Origin of the sequence: Arthrobacter tumbae, from assembly GCF_016907495.1 — a bacterium.
GTDB lineage: Bacteria > Actinomycetota > Actinomycetes > Actinomycetales > Micrococcaceae > Arthrobacter_D > Arthrobacter_D tumbae.
Genome location: NZ_JAFBCC010000001.1, coordinates 3,450,655 through 3,466,293, shown reverse-complemented (window position 1 = coordinate 3,466,293; position 15,639 = coordinate 3,450,655). Strand labels below are relative to the sequence as shown.

The 15,639-nt window shown below is 63.8% G+C and carries 13 protein-coding genes; 4 read left to right on the top strand and 9 right to left on the bottom strand.

What is annotated here, in order from left to right; translation table 11 throughout:
* The first annotated feature begins 164 nt into the window (after positions 1–164).
* The gene (locus JOD47_RS16310; protein ID WP_204536829.1) at positions 165–875 is read left to right on the top strand and encodes a TetR/AcrR family transcriptional regulator; all 711 of its coding nucleotides are present in this window, start codon (positions 165–167) and stop codon (positions 873–875) included.
* Entirely contained in the window at positions 872–2,959 is a 2,088-nt protein-coding gene (locus tag JOD47_RS16305) for an acyl-CoA dehydrogenase family protein (protein WP_204535914.1), read from the top strand. The genes JOD47_RS16310 and JOD47_RS16305 overlap by 4 nt, the downstream gene beginning before the upstream one ends.
* Here JOD47_RS16305 and glgA read toward each other — a convergent pair.
* A complete protein-coding gene (gene glgA / locus JOD47_RS16300; RefSeq protein ID WP_204535912.1) occupies positions 2,956–4,149 on the bottom strand; it encodes a glycogen synthase in 1,194 nt (397 codons plus the stop codon). The two genes, JOD47_RS16305 and glgA, sit on opposite strands and share 4 nt — an antisense overlap.
* 85 nt (positions 4,150–4,234) lie before the next feature.
* On the opposite strand from glgA, the gene glgC reads away from it, so the two are divergent.
* Positions 4,235–5,476, top strand: a complete 1,242-nt coding sequence (gene glgC, locus JOD47_RS16295; RefSeq protein WP_204535910.1) for a glucose-1-phosphate adenylyltransferase — start codon at positions 4,235–4,237, stop codon at positions 5,474–5,476.
* Positions 5,477–5,532: 56 nt separating this feature from the next.
* Here the strand turns inward: glgC and JOD47_RS16290 are convergent, their stop codons facing one another.
* Genes JOD47_RS16290 through JOD47_RS16280 form a run of 3 tightly spaced genes read right to left on the bottom strand, consistent with a single transcriptional unit; the run spans position 5,533 to position 8,898 of the window.
* Positions 5,533–6,384: a transglutaminase family protein gene (locus JOD47_RS16290; protein ID WP_204535908.1), complete on the bottom strand. Its 852-nt coding sequence runs from the start codon at positions 6,382–6,384 to the stop codon at positions 5,533–5,535.
* Complete coding sequence (locus JOD47_RS16285) at positions 6,381–7,307, bottom strand: alpha-E domain-containing protein (protein WP_204535906.1); 927 nt, start codon at positions 7,305–7,307, stop codon at positions 6,381–6,383. The genes JOD47_RS16290 and JOD47_RS16285 overlap by 4 nt, the downstream gene beginning before the upstream one ends.
* Positions 7,300–8,898 carry a circularly permuted type 2 ATP-grasp protein gene (locus JOD47_RS16280; RefSeq protein ID WP_204535904.1) on the bottom strand — a complete coding sequence of 533 codons (1,599 nt, stop codon included), beginning with the start codon at positions 8,896–8,898 and terminating at the stop codon, positions 7,300–7,302. Before JOD47_RS16280 ends, JOD47_RS16285 begins: the two co-directional genes overlap by 8 nt.
* Positions 8,899–9,015: 117 nt before the next feature.
* On the opposite strand from JOD47_RS16280, the gene pepN reads away from it, so the two are divergent.
* Positions 9,016–11,622 carry an aminopeptidase N gene (gene pepN, locus JOD47_RS16275; protein ID WP_204535902.1) on the top strand — a complete coding sequence of 869 codons (2,607 nt, stop codon included), beginning with the start codon at positions 9,016–9,018 and terminating at the stop codon, positions 11,620–11,622.
* 4 nt (positions 11,623–11,626) lie between these two features.
* Here the strand turns inward: pepN and lplAB are convergent, their stop codons facing one another.
* The 5 genes from lplAB to JOD47_RS16250 all read right to left on the bottom strand — a co-directional run bounded on the left by lplAB (position 11,627) and on the right by JOD47_RS16250 (position 15,577).
* Positions 11,627–12,700: a lipoate-protein ligase LplAB gene (gene lplAB / locus JOD47_RS16270; RefSeq protein WP_204535900.1), complete on the bottom strand. Its 1,074-nt coding sequence runs from the start codon at positions 12,698–12,700 to the stop codon at positions 11,627–11,629.
* Positions 12,701–12,804: 104 nt separating this feature from the next.
* A complete protein-coding gene (locus tag JOD47_RS16265; RefSeq protein ID WP_204535898.1) occupies positions 12,805–13,059 on the bottom strand; it encodes a type B 50S ribosomal protein L31 in 255 nt (84 codons plus the stop codon).
* Between the two features lie 81 nt (positions 13,060–13,140).
* Entirely contained in the window at positions 13,141–13,995 is an 855-nt protein-coding gene (locus JOD47_RS16260) for a TrmH family RNA methyltransferase (RefSeq protein ID WP_204535896.1), read from the bottom strand.
* A 1-nt stretch (position 13,996) separates the two neighbouring features.
* Positions 13,997–14,773: a sulfite exporter TauE/SafE family protein gene (locus JOD47_RS16255; protein ID WP_204535894.1), complete on the bottom strand. Its 777-nt coding sequence runs from the start codon at positions 14,771–14,773 to the stop codon at positions 13,997–13,999.
* Positions 14,774–14,791: 18 nt separating this feature from the next.
* Positions 14,792–15,577, bottom strand: a complete 786-nt coding sequence (locus tag JOD47_RS16250; protein ID WP_204535892.1) for an ABC transporter ATP-binding protein — start codon at positions 15,575–15,577, stop codon at positions 14,792–14,794.
* Between the last annotated feature and the right edge of the window lie 62 nt (positions 15,578–15,639).

Here is a 15,639-nt window from a genome sequence, read left to right as displayed (position 1 = left end):
TGTGGGAGGTGGTGTTCTGCTGGCTGGGAAGAGTACTCAATGCTGCTCCTTGGGCTCGGATGCATGGAAGCGCCTGGAGGAATTTCACGTCTGATCTCCGGCGGACCACGCCTCAGTTATCGATACTCAGCGTACCTGATACGCTGGGTATCGTGAATCAGGTCATGGCTCCGGTAGGACGCCCCACGGCGGACGGGCGATCCAGCAGATGGTCAAAGCATCGCGAAGCCCGCCGTGCTGAACTGATCAGGACTGCCCGCAAGGCCGTTCACCGGATCGGTCCCGGCGCTTCAATGGAGGACATCGCTTCCGCCGCAGATACCTCGAAGTCTGTCTTCTACCGGTACTTCGGAGACAAGGCTGGTCTACAGCGCGCGATGGGCGAGGTAGTCGTGGGCCGGATGCAGGAGCAACTCATCGAGGCCGCACGGAAGGCCAGCACGCCGAGGGACGGTCTGCGGGCCATGGTTTCGGCATATCTCCAGATGGCGGAATCCTCGCCCAGTGTCTATGTTTTCGTGACCCAGCCGGCACCGGATTCAGGGTCCACGCTGGACGCGTCACCCACGCTCAGCTCCTTCTTCGACGCAATCTCCGCAATGCTTGCCAGTCCCATGGAGGACTATCTCGCCGAAGAACCGAGAGCGGCAGCGGTTGCGCAGCCTCTGGCACTGTGGCCACGCGCCGCCATCGGCATGGTCCGTGCTGCCGGCGAACAATGGCTGTCCATGCCGCCCGGCACCGCGCGACCGTCTGAATCCGATCTTGCGGACTCCATCACTACCTGGCTCTTTGAAGGCATCGCAGCAGCGGTGCCGAACGCTTCCCTTGCCCATACCTCCCGCCGCAATCCACGTTCGAAGGACGAATCATGACCCAGACCGCAACGCGTCCCGAGTTATCGGTCCCCGCTACCCTTCCAATCCACGACGACGACGCCGCCGTCGTCAACGTCGCATCCCTCGGCGAGCAACTGCTCGGCCGTTGGGCCGACTCCCGCCGCGCTGCGCGGGCACTGGCGGCCGACCCGGCCCTCCACAAGGCGGAGGGCGCGTCCTCTGCGGAGCACCGCGCACGCTGCCTGGACCAGCTTCATCTTCTGGTTCAGAATAAAGCGGTACACCGGGCGTTCCCCACAGCGTTGGGCGGTTCCGATGACCACGGCGGGAACGTGGCCGGGTTCGAGGAACTGGTGGTTGCCGACCCCTCCCTCCAAATCAAGGCGGGTGTCCAATGGGGACTGTTCGGGGCCGCGGTGCTGCACCTCGGAACCGAGGAGCACCACCATGAGTTGCTTCCCGGCATCATGAACATGGATATTCCCGGGTGCTTCGCGATGACGGAAACCGGGCACGGATCAGATGTCTCCAGCATCGCCACCACAGCTACCTTCAACCCGGAGAGCAATGAGTTCATCCTCCATACGCCGTTCCGCGCCGCATGGAAGGACTACATCGGCAACGCGGCAAGCGACGGGAAAGCGGCGGTTGTGTTCGCCCAACTGATCACCCGCGGAGTGAACCACGGCGTTCACGCCCTGTACGTGCCGCTGCGGGATGAGGAGGGCAACTTCCTGGAGGGGATCGGCGGCGAGGACGACGGACTGAAGGGCGGCCTGAACGGTATCGACAACGGCCGCCTGCACTTCACGCAGGTACGGGTTCCGCGCGCGAACCTCCTCAACCGCTATGGGAATGTCGCAGCCGACGGAACCTACACCTCATCCATCGAATCCCCCGGCCGGCGCTTTTTCACGATGCTTGGAACGCTCGTGCAGGGTCGCGTCTCCCTCGACGGCGCCGCCGTCGCAGCCTGCAAGCTGGCCATGAAAACCGCGATTCAGTATTCGGTTGAGCGCCGCCAGTTCAGTACTTCCTCCGAGCTGTCCGAGGAAGTACTGCTCGACTACCAGCTTCACCAGCGCCGGCTCTTCCCACGCCTGGCAACCACCTACGCAGCATCGTTCGCACATGAGGAACTGCTGGCGAAGTTCGACGGCGTGTTCTCCGGCGAACATGACACCGACGAGGACCGCCAGGACCTGGAGACCCTCGCGGCAGCGTTGAAGCCGTTATCCACCTGGCACGCACTCGACACGCTGCAGGAGTGCCGGGAAGCGAGCGGAGGGGCAGGGTTCCTTACCGAGAACCGGTACACCTCCCTGCGCGCAGACCTCGATGTGTACACCACTTTCGAGGGTGACAACAATGTGCTGCTTCAACTCGTGGCCAAGCGGCTCCTCGCGGATTACGCCAAAGAGTTCCAGGGAGTCGATTTCGGGGTCCTCGCCCGTTTCGTCGCAACCCAGGCGGCAGACCGGACCCTTCACCGGACGGGCCTGCGGCGAGTGCTGCAGACGGTCGTCGACACCGGGTCGGAGCGGAAATCCGCTATCGCGCTGAGGGACGAGGGAACGCAGCACGAACTGCTGTGCGGCCGTGTGGACACCATGGTCGGCGAGCTCGCCGGAGCCCTCCGTGGTGCGCGCAAACTTCCGCAGGCGAAGGCCGCCGAGATTTTCAACCAGCATCAGCAGGAACTGATTCAGGCGGCCCGCGCCCATGCCGAACTTCTGCAATGGGAAGCGTTCACGGCGGCGCTCGCCCGGACCGAGGATGCCGGGACGCGACAGGTGCTCACCTGGCTCCGCGACCTGTTCGGGTTGTGCCTCATCGAGGAAAACCTCGGCTGGTACCTGATGAACGGCCGGCTGTCAGCGCAGCGCGCCCGAACCCTTGGTCCGTACATCAACCGGCTGCTTCTGAAGCTGCGACCGCACGCTGTCGATCTGGTCGACGCCTTCGGTTACGGCCCTGAGCATGTGCGGGCGGCCATCGCGACGGGAGCCGAGCGGGAGCGGCAGGAAGAATCCCGCGACTACGCGCGTCTTCAGCGAGCCAGCGATGATGCGCCCTTGGATGAGAAGATCCTGATCGCGCGCAAAAATCGATCCAGCTAAAGAACTGATCGGTAAACGCTCAGCGTGGACTCTGCAATGGAGTCCCAGGAGAAGTGCTCCTCTGCCCGGATGCGTCCGCGCGCTCCCATGGCGCGGGCGCGTTCCGGATCGGCAACCAGTGCGTTGAGTGCCTGGGCGAAGTCATCCACGAACCCTTCGGGATCAAGCGGGGTTCCCGTTCCGTCCTGAACCTGCTCGAGGGGCACGAGCACCCCGGTCACGCCGTCGTCCACCACTTCGGGGATGCCGCCGGTTGCACTCGCTACGACCGCAGCGCCGCACGCCATTGCCTCAAGGTTCACAATGCCGAGCGGCTCGTAGATTGAGGGGCAGGCGAAGACCGTTGCGTGGCTGAGTACCTGTACCAGCTCGTGGCGCGGAAGCATCCGCTCGATCAGGATCACCGAACCACGCTGCGCGCGCAGGTCGTCGATCAGGCGGGCGGTCTCGGCTGCGAGCTCAGGCGTATCCGCTGCTCCGAGGCACAGAACCACTTGGACGTCGGCGGCCAGCTTCGCAGCGGCGCGCAGCAGGTAGGGGACACCCTTTTGGCGTGTGTTCCTGCCCACGAAGACCACGCTGGGACGGTCGGGGTCGATTCCCAACGCACGGACGGCGTCGTCATTGGAATCTGCGGTCCACGCCTCAGTGTCAATACCGTTATGAACAACCTGCACGCGGGCCGGATCAACCTCCGGATAACAGCGGAGGATGTCCCGGCGCATGCCGTCGGAAACCGCAATGACCGCCGCAGCAGCCTCATAAGCGGTCTTCTCCACCCAGGACGAAAGCGCATAGCCGCCGCCGAGCTGCTCGGCCTTCCACGGACGCAGCGGCTCCAGGCTGTGTGCACTGAGCACGTGCGGAATGCCGTGCAGGAGCGAGGCGAGATGGCCGGCCATATTGGCGTACCAGGTGTGCGAGTGTACGAGGTCCGAGCCGCTGATGCCCTGCAGGATGGACAGATCCGTGCCCAGTGTCTGAACCGCCGCGTTCGCTTCGGTCAGCCCGTCAGGGACGCCGTAGGTGCTCACCCGGGCGCCGTGATAGTCAGCGGGGGGCTCTGAGCCGAAGCAGTGCACGGCCAAATCGACGCGCCCGGCGAGCACACGGGCCAGTTCGGCAACGTGCACACCTGCGCCGCCGTAGATCTCGGGCGGAAACTCTTTTGTCACAATGTCTATTCGCACAATTCCAACGTAGTGCAGGCCGGGCGAGTCCTCTAGTGTGAGTCGAACGAGGTCATACTCAAGGACGAGCGGAAGGGGTTTACCCGTGGCAGTCAAAAAAGTGCTCGCGGTGGTTCTGGCGGGCGGGGAGGGTAAGCGGCTTATGCCGCTTACGGCGGACCGGGCCAAACCTGCGGTCCCGTTCGCGGGCAGTTACCGGCTCATCGATTTCGCCCTATCGAATGTGGTCAACTCCGGCTACCTCCAGATCGTGGTGCTCACTCAGTACAAGTCGCACAGTCTCGACCGGCACATCTCCGAGACCTGGCGCATGTCCACCCAACTGCAGCAGTACATCGCCTCAGTGCCCGCGCAGCAGCGGCGCGGTAAGAGCTGGTTCTTGGGCAGCGCCAACGCCATCTACCAGTCCCTCAACCTGATCCATGATGCGCGGCCGGACATCGTCGTCGTCATCGGGGCGGACCACGTGTATCGCATGGACTTCGAGCAGATGGTTCACGCACATCAGCAGAGCGGGGCGTCAGTCAGCGTAGCGGCGGTGCGGCAGCCGCTGCACCTCGCCGACCAGTTCGGCGTCATCGAGGTCGATTCCAGCGACCCTGGGCGAATTTCGGCCTTCGTCGAGAAACCCGCAACCACGCCGGGGCTTCCCGATGACCCCGACAGCTTCCTGGCCTCCATGGGCAATTACGTTTTCAACACGGATGCGCTGATCGAAGCGCTCGAAATCGACGCCGCTCGCCTGAACACGAAACATGACATGGGCGGGGATATCATTCCGCACTTCGTGGAGCGCGGAGACGCGGCGGTGTATGACTTCACCACCAACGAGATCCCCGGCTCCACTGATCGGGACAACCAGTACTGGCGCGACGTAGGAACCCTCGATTCCTACTACGACGCGAACATGGATCTCATTACCCCGCTGCCGCTGTTCAACCTGTACAACCTTGAGTGGCCGATCTACACCCGGCAGAGCATCTCCCCGCCCGCCAAGTTCGTGCGCAGTGCCACCGGCGTTTCGGGGGTTGCCCACGACTCCATCGTGTCCAACGGCGTCGTCATTTCCGGCGGCGCGGTTCAGGGATCGGTGCTGGCAACGGATGTTTTCGTCGACGAAGGCGCCGACGTGACGGGCTCTGTCCTGCTCGATCACGTCACGATCGGTTCAGGGGCGGTCGTCCGGAAGGCGATCATCGACAAGAACGTCCGCATTCCCGCCGGGGCGAAGATCGGCGTGGACCGCGAGCTGGATATCAGCCGTGGGTTCACCGTCACGGACTCAGGACTGACTATCCTCAGCAAGGGACAGGTCGTCGAGGGGTAACGGGAGATTGTGCAGCCCGACGAAGGGCGGCGGGCCGCTCGACCCGCAGCCCTTCGTCAGGCGACGCGGGTGATTTCAACCGTCACGTTGAGTGAGGACCCGCCGCCGCCCGAGAGGATTCCCTTCAGGGGCGAGACATCGCGGTAGTCACGGCCCCGCGCCACCGACACATGGAAGTCGCTGACGGGGCCGCTGTTCGTCGGATCCCACCCCCGCCACTCGCCGTCCCACCACTCGACCCAGGCATGGGACTGGCCGGCCACTGCCTCGCCGACTGCCGCCGTCCTGCGCGGGTGCAGGTATCCCGAAATGTATCGGGCCGGGATGCCGAGGCTCCGCAGCGCTCCGATTGCGACGTGAGCAAGGTCCTGACAGACGCCCTGGCGTTCGGACCAGGCGTCGCGTGCATTGGACTGCACACCGGTCACGCCCTGCACGTATTTCATTTCGCCCTTGAGCCAGTCGAAAACGGAGTGTGCGGCGGTGTGAGGGTCCTCGCCGTCGACGACCTCCCGGACGAGCGAGCGTATTTCGGCATCCGGCTGCGTCAGGTGCGTGTCCGGAAGCCAGTCTGCGTAATCGTTCACGACGTCATCAGAGCGCAGATCCTCCCAACTCACCACTTCCTCCGGAGCGGGAATGCGTTCGGTGCGGCTGACTTCCACGAGGGTCCGGGCAGATACTTCCAGCCGGTCGTGGGGCACGTGTACATCGAACGAGGTCACACGGGTTCCCCAGTAGTCACGATAGGTTGCCATCGAGGCACCGGACGGATTGAGGGTGACGGTGGATTCGAGCACCACCTGCTGGGAGTCAGTCAGCGGTGTCATACGCGCTTCGTTGTAGGACAGGGACACACGGCGCAGATAGTCGTAGCCGGTGCGGTGTTCAATCAGCAAGCGGGTCATGAGACCTCCCCAACCCAGGACAGCTCATCTGCCTGCGAGAAGTAGGTGCGTGAGACGGCGTCGGAGGCGCGTGCGCACGCTTTCTGGACTCTTTCCATGTGCTCGGGCAGTTCCAGCATGAGGTCGTCCGTCTGGTGGAATTCAAGGAAGGTGCGGGCCTGGCCAACGATTCTGCTGGCGTCATTGATGAAGCCGACGCGCTGGTAGGCCGGGTTCAGGTTTGCCAGGCATTTCTCGGCGTCGCTGAGGGCATAGACGATCGAGCGCGGAAACAGCCGGTCCAGGAGCAGGAACTGCGCCGCGTGCTGTTCGCCGAAGGATGCGCGACGGGTTCGGAGGAACGACTCGTACGCACCGGCGCAGCGCAGCATGTTCACCCACGACAGGCCGGACGCGTGGACGTCACGCGTGGAGAGCATCCGGGCAGTCATGTCTGCCCGTTCAAGGCTCCGGCCGAGCACCAGGAACTGCCAGCTTTCGTCGTGGCTCATGGTGGTGTCCGACAGACCGCGCACCATTGCGGTGCGTTCGATGACCCAGTGGCAGAAGCGGTAGGTCCCTACTACGTCTTTCCGGTGCTGCGTAAGGCCGTACCAGGTGGTGTTGAGCCCCTCCCACACGCTTCCGGATACCGTTTCCCTGGCTCGACGAGCGTTCTCTCGGGCAGCGCCGAGGGCCCCTGCGATGGACGTTGCGCTGCTGCGGTCGAAGGCGAGCGCCTCGATGAGCTCGGGCAGGCCGAAGTCATCAGACTCGGGCTTGTTGCCCATGACCCCGAGCAACTGGCGCGAAACGTCCCGCTGAACGGGCCGCGGCATCTGGTTCAGCCGCTCAAGGTGAACATCGAGGATCCGGGCGGTGCCGTCAGCCCGCTCGACGTACCTGCCAATCCAGAACAGAGACTCCGCAATCCGGCTAAGCATTGTCCTGCACCTCTCCTTCGCCGCTGTCCTGTTGATGCTGTTGCTGTTGCTGCTCGGGCTGCCGGTCCCGCCAACCCGTCTCCACGGGCCACACGCTGACCCGTTCCCGCAACGGCGCCGCTTCGGGAGGAACAGGCGCGCTGTCCGACTGGCCGTCGACAACCCACGTATCCTTCGAGCCGCCTCCCTGACTGGAGTTCACGATCAGCGAGCCCTCCTTCATGGCCACGCGGGTCAGACCGCCGGGAAGGACCCAGACGTTCTCGCCGTCGTTGACTGCGAACGGACGCAGGTCGACGTGACGGGGACCGAACTGGCCGCCGGACATGGTGGGCACAGTGGAGAGCTGGAGGACGGGCTGCGCGATCCAGCCCCGCGGGTCGGCAAGAATCCTGCCGCGGAGGGCCGCAAGTTCGTCCGCCGTCGCATCGGGACCGATCACCAGGCCCTTGCCTCCCGATCCGTCCACGGGCTTCACCACCAGCTCATCCAACCGGTCGAGCACTTCCTCCCGGGCAGCGGGTTCCTCCAGCCGGAACGTGTCAACGTTGGCGATGATCGGTTCCTCGTTGAGGTAGTAGCGGATCAGGTCCGGCACATAGGTGTAGACGAGCTTGTCATCGGCGACGCCGTTGCCTACCGCGTTCGCGATGGTGACCATGCCGGCGCGCGCAGCGTTCACGATCCCGGGACAGCCGAGCACTGAATCTGCGCGGAACTGCAGGGGGTCGAGGAATTCGTCGTCGATGCGCTTGTAGATCACGTCGACGCGCTGTTCCCCGGCCGTCGTGCGCATGTACACGCGGTTGCCTCGGCAAATGAGGTCCCGTCCCTCGACGAGCTCCACGCCCATGAGCCCGGCGAGCAGAGTGTGTTCGAAATACGCGGAATTGAACACACCCGGGGTGAGCACGACGACGGTCGGATCCTCCGCGCCCGACGGTGCCGTTTTTCGCAGGGCGGCAAGAAGGCGGCGCGGGTACTCCTCGACTGGGCGGACGTGCTGCTGACCGAAGGCCTCGGGAAGCCCCTTCGCCATGGCGCGACGGTTCTCCAGCACGTAGCTGACCCCGCTGGGGACCCTCACGTTGTCCTCGAGGACGCGGAAGGTGCCCGCGGCATCGCGCACGACGTCAATTCCGGAGATATGTACGCGCACCCCTCCGGCGGGATCGAAACCGGCAACCTCCCGGTGAAAGTGCGCCGAGGAAGTGATCAAGCGGCGGGGTATGACGCCGTCACTGACCACGGTCATCTTGTCGTAGATGTCGTTGAGGAAGGCTTCGAGCGCGTGCACCCGCTGCGTCACACCGCGTTCAAGGGAGTCCCAGTCCGAGCCGGCTATGACGCGCGGCACGATATCGAGCGGGAAGGGCCGCTCCTCCCCCGCGAAATCAAAGGTCACTCCACGATCAAGGAACGTCCTCGCCATCGAATCCGCCCGCGCCGTCACATCGGCGAGGTTGAGCTCATCAAGGGCGGCTGCCACCGGTCTGTACTCGGCCCGCGGCTGGTTCGCATCGTCGAACATCTCGTCGTAGGCGGCGGTGCGCCGGGCAACGGTTGCGTAGTCTTCAAAGAGCTCGGACATGGCTCCACAGTGCCATGTATCGGACGTGTTTACCTACCGGGACCTCCGGCGGCACGCCGCCGCCGGACCGTGAACTGCCATCGCGGCAGGCCGCACCGACCGTGGTTGAATAGGCCGGTGCATAACGAGACTCTGCGCCGCGATGAGGCGGCGGACCGGTCAGCGATCATCACCGTCTCCAGTTACGACATCACGCTGGACCTCCGTACCGCGATGGACGCCGAGATTGGGGGATTCCCTTCGCGGACGGTTGTGGCGTTCGACTGCTCATCCCCCGGTGCGGACACCTTCCTCGACTTCATTTCCGCCGGAGTGCAGGCCGTCACGCTGAACGGTACGGTGCTCGAACTTGAGCAGGTTGTTGACGGCGCACGCATCAGACTCCCTCACCTTGCCGAGCAGAACACCGTAATTGTGGACGGTATAGCGCTCTACAGCCGCAGCGGCGAAGGTATGCACCGTTTCGAGGACCCTGCCGACGGCGAGACCTACCTTTACACCCAGTACGAGCCGGCCGATGCCCGCCGCGTCTTCGCCTGCTTCGAACAGCCGGACCTCAAGGCGTCCTTCACTTTCCATGTGCGGGCGCCGGAGTCTTGGACCGTCGCATCGAACGGTGCCGAGAGCAGCCGCGACCAGCACGACGACGGCTCCGCTACCTGGCACTTCGCGCCGACTATGCGCATCCCGACCTACATCACGACAGTATTGGCTGGCCCGTACGAGTCCGTGAGCGACGAATGGACCGGTATTCTGGAGGGCGGTGAGGTGCTCACCATCCCCCTGTCCCTGTTCTGCCGACGGTCGCTCAGCGGTCACCTCGATGCAGCGCGCATCTTCGACACCACCCGGCGCGGACTCACTTACTTCCACGACCTGTTTCACTACCCCTACCCGTTCGGGAAGTACGATCAGGCGTTTGTGCCCGAATACAACCTCGGCGCCATGGAAAACCCGGGTCTGGTGACCTTCACCGAGTCCTATGTGTTCAAGTCGAGGGCCACGCACGCGCAGTACGAGGCGCGGGACAACACGATCATGCACGAGATGGCGCATATGTGGTTCGGCGATCTGGTGACCATGACCTGGTGGGACGATCTGTGGCTGAAGGAATCCTTTGCTGACTTCTCGGGGGCGCTCGCGGTCGCGGAGGCATTGGATTCCCCGACCTCGTGGGTCACCTTCGCCACCCGGCGCAAGGCCTGGGCCTACCTGCAGGACCAGCTGCCTTCCACCCACCCGATTGTCGCGGACATCGTCGATCTGGAGGCGGCAAAACTCAACTTCGACGGCATCACCTATGCCAAGGGCGCGTCGGTCCTCAAACAGCTCGTCGCCTACGTCGGATTCGAAGCCTTTGCGTCCGCGGCACGGTCTTATTTCCGCAAGCACGCCTTCTCCAATACAACCCTCGACGACCTGCTGGCCGCTCTGAGCGAAGCCTCAGGCAGGGACATGTCGGATTGGGCGCAGCGGTGGCTGCAGACCTCGGGAGTCCCGCAACTTGCCGCTCAGGTGGAAACCGACGACGACGGCGTCTATACCTCCGTGGCGATCCTCCAGCACGCGCCGGACCCCGTGACCTCCAGACCCGCCCCCCGCCCGCACAGCGTCCGTCTGGGACTCTACTCCCTCGATGCGAATGGGAGACTGCTTCGCGCAGCCTCCCACGATGTCATGCTGGACGGAGACCGCACAGAGATTCCCGAGCTCGTCGGCAGTGACCAGCCCGACCTGCTGCTCATCAACGATGATGATCTGACGTATGCAAAGCTCGTCTTCGACGATCGCTCCCTTGCGACGCTCCTGTCCTCCGCGGATCGGCTTGAGGAACCCCTGGCGAGGGCAGTGAGCCTGACTGCACTGTGGTCCTCCACCCGCGATGGCCTGCTCAGCGCAGCAGACTACGTGGATGCCATACAGAGGACTGCACTGGTCGAGGAGGGCATCGGAATCCTCCAGCAGCTGCTTCAGAACGCGCGGTACGCGGTCGAACACTACACCCCGGTGTCGGCGCGCAGGGATCTGCGCGAACGCCTCGCGATCTTCCTGCTCCGCGGATTGGAAGCCGCCGGACCGGGTTCCGATCATCAGCTGGTCTGGGCTCGGGCGCTGGCAGCAATCACCCGGAAGACCGCAACCCACACTCCACTGCTTCGCGGACTACTGGAAGGGACGCGGACAATTGACGGTCTAGTGATCGACGACGAACTTGCCTGGCAGCTGTGGCAGGCGCTGGCTGCGCAGAAGCTTGCAACCGTCGAAGAGCTCGAAGCAGCCCTTGAGCGTGACCGCACCGCATCGGGACGGACGGGCTTCACCACAGCCTGCACGTCCTTTCCGGACGCTGCAGTCAAGGCCACGGCCTGGAAAGAGGTCGTCTTCGGCGATCGGCTGTCGAATGAACTGCTCAGCGCCACCATCGCCGGCTTCCAGGAAGGGCCGCCGGACTTGCATGAACCGTATATCGACGCCTATTTCCAGGAGGTCGACAGGGTCTGGCGCGAGCTGCCGATTGAGATGTCAGCCAGGATTGTGCGTGGACTGTATCCCGGCGACCAGGATCTTGTTGCGGGAACCGTTCCGGAAGATCATCCGGTACTGGTGCTGACAGACTCCTGGCTGAAGGAACACGCGAAGTCTCCGCAATCCCTCCGGAGGATCGTGGTGGAGGAACGTGACCACCTGCTGCGCGCGCTGCGCGCCCAGGCTGCTGCGGATTGACGGGTCACGGCACGCGGTAGAGCCATTCGTCGGTGCCGAACTTCTCCTCCACCAGCGCCTGCGCGGTTGTCAGCTCGGCCTGAGTGAGTGTCCCGTCCACGGCCTGGTAGCGCTCCCGGAAGGTCTCGCTCAGGACCTGGATAATCTCCTCACGCGTCAGCCCGGTCTGCCGTCGGAGGGGGTCCACCCGTTTCTTGGCGCTCTTGATCCCCTTGTCGGAAAGCTTCTCGCGTCCTATCCGGAGGATCTCGAGCATCTTGTCGGCATCAATGTCGTAGGACATCGTCACGTGATGGAGCATGCCGCCGTTGCTGAGACGTTTCTGCGCCGCGCCGCCGATCTTGCCGATATCAGTCGCGATGTCGTTGAGCGGCTGGTACCAGGCTGAAATGCCGAGCTTTTTCAACCCTTCCATCACCCAGTCATCGAGGAACGGGTAGGAGTCAGCAAAGCTCAGTCCATCCACCAGCGACTGCGGGAGGTACAGCGAATAGGTGATGGCGTTGCCGTGCTCCATGAACATGGCTCCGCCGCCGCTCATGCGACGGACCACGCTGACGCCGTGGCGAAGGACGGCGTCAGCATCGACTTCGTTGCGCATGGACTGAAAGCTGCCAATGACCACCGAGGGACTCTCCCACTCCCAGAAGCGCAGCGTGGGGTTACGAAGCCCGGCGCCCACCTCGCGGGTCAGCACTTCGTCCATGGCGACGTGCATGGCCGTCGGAAGCGGCGTGGGACCAATGATTTCCCATTGATGGTCAGCGAAGCCCGAAGCCTTTCCCAGCGCCCGGCGGACGGCGGTGGCGATCGCCTCGGGAGAGAATCCGAAGAGTTGCGCATCCGGGCGCAGCTCCCGCCTGATCGCCGCTGCCAGTTCACCGTGGGACGTTTCGGCGTCAAGGCCTTCCAGGGCGGCATTGATGTCATACAGCGCCTCGTCCGGCTCCAGGAAGAAATCTCCGTTCACCGACACACGGCTGAGCTTGCCTCCGACGACGTCGGTGTCCACCACTACCAGCTTCCCGCCGGCGACCTTGTATTCCCCGTGATACTCCCGCATTGCCCCGTGCTCCATGATTCTCCTGCTGCCTCGTCCGGCTACACCTTGGTATATCTGCTTAAAGCACTGGGCCCGAACCGGAAATTCCAGTTCGGGCCCAGTAACGATGTTCAGGCGATTTACTTCTTGCCGAAACCCTTGAAGCGCTGGTTGAAGCGCTCGACGCGGCCAGCGGAGTCCATGATGCGCTGCTTGCCGGTGTAGAACGGGTGGGACTCCGAAGAGATTTCCACCTCTACCAGCGGGTAGGTGTTTCCATCTTCCCATTCAACCGTCTTGTCAGAAGTGACCGTTGAGCGGGTGAGGAACGACTTCTCAGAAGCGAGGTCGCGGAAGACGACCGATGCGTACTTGGGGTGGATATCAGACTTCATGGGAGTACTTTCTGTAGTTGCCTGGATTTTGCCAGGCACCGGTGGTTTGAAAGTTGACGGCCCGTAGGCCAGCAACCAACTCTACCGCACGCGCGCGGGATCCGCGAAAGAGCCATCGACGCGCTGGAGTGCGAGCGGTCGGCACTCCCAGAAGGCAACGGCGCCCGCCGCCGCCACGTTGAGGGAATCCACGGCGGAACTCATGGGAATCCTCACGGAGACATCTGCCTCTTCGAGTGTGGACTGCGAGAGCCCCTCACCCTCGGTACCCAGAATGAGAGCCAGTCGGTCCGGATCGCGCTGCGACAACTCCTGCAGTTCGAGCGAATCCGGCGCCAGGGCCAGTGCCGCCACCAGGAAGCCGGACCCGCGTAGCGTTCCGATGCTGCCCGGCCACGATTCCAGTCTGACCCACGGCACCTGGAAGACCGTTCCCATACTGACCCTGATAGCCCTTCGATACAGCGGATCAGCGCAGCGTGGCGTGATCAGGACCGCGTCCACGCCGAGCGCCGCCGCGGAACGGAAAACGGCGCCCAGGTTGGTGTGATCCACCATGTCTTCGAGGATCGCCACGCGGCGCGCGTTGTGCAGCACGTCCTCCAGCGCCAGCGGAGCAGGGCGGTTCATGGCCGCCAGGGCTCCGCGGTGAAGGTGGAATCCGGTGATTTCCTCCAGTACCGACTCGGACCCGACATAGGCAGGTATGTCCGGGAAACGGGCAAGGACGTCTTTGAGCTCCGGGAGCCATTTGTCCGTCAGGAAGAAGGATCGCGGCGTATGTCCGGCGTCGATGGCCCGCCGGAGAACCTTCGTGCTTTCTGCGATGTACAGGCCTTCAGCCGGCTCGCGGCGTCGACGCAGCTGCGTGTCGGTCAATCCGGTGTAGTCAGTGACCCGGGGGTCCGCTGCATTGGAAAGGCGCTCCAGTGCCACGCTAGCTCACCAGCCGCACGATCATGACGTAGAGGGCAACCAGACCGAGCAGCACAATGACGCTCCGCAGAACGATGGGGGAAAGGCGCCTGCCGACCTTCGAACCGATGATGCCTCCCACAAGGGAACCAACGGCGATGAGCAGGACAACCCACCACTCGATACGGTCAAAGGCGAAAATCATGTAGGAGACAGCCGCAATCAGATTCACACCAAGCACCAGAACGTTCTTCATTGCGTTGGCTGACTGCATGGTGCCGGAAAGAAAGATACCCAGGATTCCCACCAGCAGAATGCCCTGCGCGGCGACGAAATATCCGCCGTAGACGCCGGCCAGGAAGACGAGCACCGTCAGGGCCAGCGGATGGGACGTTGTGGGCGCCCTGGCCTCAGCACGACGCCGCACCCAACGCTGCAGCTTCGGCTGGAAGATCACGAATCCGAGCGCCACCACGATCAGGAACGGCGCGACCAGCTCGAAGACGGTCTCGGGAAGATTAAGGAGGAGGGCTGCTCCGACTATGCCACCGAGCAGCGAAGCCGGCAGCAGCCGGGCAAGAATCCGGCCGTTTCCCTTCAGCTCTTCCCGGTATCCCCACGCACCCGTTACGTTGCCGGCCACGAGGCCCATGGCATTGCTGATGGTAGCGGTCACCGGGGCATACCCCAGGGCAACCAGGATGGGGAAGGTCACGAGGGTGCCGGAACCGACGATGGTGTTGATGGTTCCGGCCCACAAACCGCCGAGCAGTATCAGCGCATCGCGCCACAGGTCCACGAAGTTTCCTCCGCTGCGTCAGGACCGCGCGACGGCGCTGTAACGGCCATCCCGCCGGGTGACCTCGAGAGGCATGTCGAACGCCCGGCTCAGATGTTCGGCCACCAGCACCTCCCCGACGGGTCCGGCCGCCACCACTGCCCCTTCACGCAGGAGCATCGCGTGGGTAAAGCCGGGAGGTACTTCTTCGAGGTGATGCGTCACCAGGACGATCGCCGGCGAATCCTCGTCGGCAGCGAGTTCGCTGAGACGTGCGACGAGGTCCTCGCGCCCGGCCAGATCCAGGCCGGCGGCAGGTTCGTCGAGCAGCAGCAGCTCCGGGTCGGCCATCAGGGCACGCGCTATCTGGACACGTTTGCGTTCGCCCTCGCTCAGGGATGCGAAAGGCCTGTTCATCAGGGTGGAGACACCCCAGGCGTCGAGCAGCCGGAACGCCCTGCGCTCGTCGAGCCGTTCATACTGTTCGCGCCAGCGGCCGGTCACTCCGTAAGAGGCCGTGACGACGACATTGAGAACTGTTTCGTGTTCCGGGATCTGGGACGCCAGCGCCGCCGACGCCAGGCCGATACGGGGCCGCAGCTCGAACACGTCAACGGCTCCCAGCACCTCATCGAGGATTCCCACAACGCCCCGGGTTGGGTGGATCCGCGCGCCCGCGATCTGCAGCAGCGTCGTTTTGCCCGCGCCGTTGGGGCCCATGACCACCCAGCGCTCGCCTTCACGGACCTGCCAGTCGACGTCATCCAGGAGCGCTTTCCCTCCGCGGACAAGGCTCACCCCGGAGAGTTCCAGAACATCACTCATGACAGTAGACACTAGGTTAAGAGCGGCCTTGAACGTTAAATGAATGGCGCGGATGACCGGAG

Coding starts and splice junctions, on each gene's coding strand:
- JOD47_RS16280 (WP_204535904.1), bottom strand. CDS start 8,898: ATGTCCGAGCTCTTTGAAGACTACGCAACCGTTGCCCGGCGCACCGCC.
- JOD47_RS16285 (WP_204535906.1), bottom strand. CDS start 7,307: ATGCTTAGCCGGATTGCGGAGTCTCTGTTCTGGATTGGCAGGTACGTC.
- lplAB (WP_204535900.1), bottom strand. CDS start 12,700: ATGGAGCACGGGGCAATGCGGGAGTATCACGGGGAATACAAGGTCGCC.
- JOD47_RS16250 (WP_204535892.1), bottom strand. CDS start 15,577: ATGAGTGATGTTCTGGAACTCTCCGGGGTGAGCCTTGTCCGCGGAGGG.
- JOD47_RS16290 (WP_204535908.1), bottom strand. CDS start 6,384: ATGACCCGCTTGCTGATTGAACACCGCACCGGCTACGACTATCTGCGC.
- JOD47_RS16265 (WP_204535898.1), bottom strand. CDS start 13,059: ATGAAGTCTGATATCCACCCCAAGTACGCATCGGTCGTCTTCCGCGAC.
- JOD47_RS16310 (WP_204536829.1), top strand. CDS start 165: ATGGCTCCGGTAGGACGCCCCACGGCGGACGGGCGATCCAGCAGATGG.
- JOD47_RS16305 (WP_204535914.1), top strand. CDS start 872: ATGACCCAGACCGCAACGCGTCCCGAGTTATCGGTCCCCGCTACCCTT.